Genomic DNA, 1,051 nt, shown 5'->3' with positions numbered 1-1,051 from the left:
TCTTGGCGCAGCCGCAAAAGATACCTTTGCCAATGATCAGCACGAAACGCTTAAAGCTGACTTTATTATGGCAAACCCACCATTTAACCAAAAAGACTGGCGAGCTTCCGATGAACTGGTTGATGATCATCGTTGGGACGGTTACGAAACACCACAGACAGGCAATGCTAACTATGGTTGGATTTTGCATATGGTTTCTAAGCTGTCTGAAAACGGTGTTGCAGGTTTTATTCTGTCAAATGGTGCGCTCTCTGGCGATGGTACGGAAAAAGCAATTCGTAAGAAGCTAATTGAAAATAATCTTGTTGAAGCAATTATTCTTTTACCTCGCAACATGTTCTATACCACGGATATCAGTGTGACGTTGTGGATTCTGAACAAGAACAAAAAAGCACATATGGTTCCTCACGAAGATGTCACTCGTAACTATCGTGACCGTGAAGACGAGATTTTGTTTATGGATCTGCGTCAGCGTGGTGAACCGTTTGAGAAGAAGTTTGTCCAGTTCTCTGAGCAAGACATTCAAGACTTTGCCAATACGCTTCATACTTGGCAACAACTGGAAGCTGAAGACAATTATAAGGATGTTGCTGAATATTGTTACTCGGCATCAAAAGAAGAGATTGCCGCAAAGGATTATTCTTTAGTACCAAGTAAGTACATTGAGTTTACTAACCGTGATGAGAATATTGATTTTGACCAAAAGATGAACGGCTTAAAAGAAGATTTTAGCGATCTTCTTGCTCAAGAAGAAAAATCGAAAAAAGAGCTTCTAAACGTTTTCAAAGAGTTGGGCTATGAGATCAAACTATAAAAAACTAGGTCAGTTCATAAAAGAAGTCTCGGTTAAGAACAAAGATCTAAGCGTTGAGTTGCTGCTTGGCGTTAGCATTACTAAACAGTTTATTCCTTCAATTGCTAATACTGTCGGCACTGATATGTCGAAGTATAAGGTTGTTGAGCACCATCAATTCGCATATGGGCCAGTAACCTCTCGAAATGGTGAAAAGATATCAGTGGCGCTCCTTGGTGAAGAGAAGTGCATTGTTTC

1 protein-coding gene and 1 pseudogene are annotated in these 1,051 nt (G+C 40.2%); both read left to right on the top strand.

Going from position 1 to position 1,051, the window contains the following annotated elements; genetic code table 11:
- Positions 1-814: N-6 DNA methylase (locus AB4486_RS23270; protein ID WP_372118897.1), on the top strand; the 814-nt coding region annotated here is incomplete at its 5' end.
- Positions 798-1,051 (top strand): annotated as a pseudogene (locus tag AB4486_RS23265) (restriction endonuclease subunit S); the annotation flags it as partial. The gene AB4486_RS23270 and the pseudogene AB4486_RS23265, both read left to right, overlap by 17 nt.

Origin of the sequence: Vibrio sp. 10N.222.55.C6, from assembly GCF_041473395.1 — a bacterium.
GTDB classification, from domain to species: Bacteria; Pseudomonadota; Gammaproteobacteria; order Enterobacterales; family Vibrionaceae; genus Vibrio; species Vibrio crassostreae_C.
Note: the sequence above shows the minus strand (reverse complement) of the source record. Positions and strands in the feature narration are given on the sequence as shown.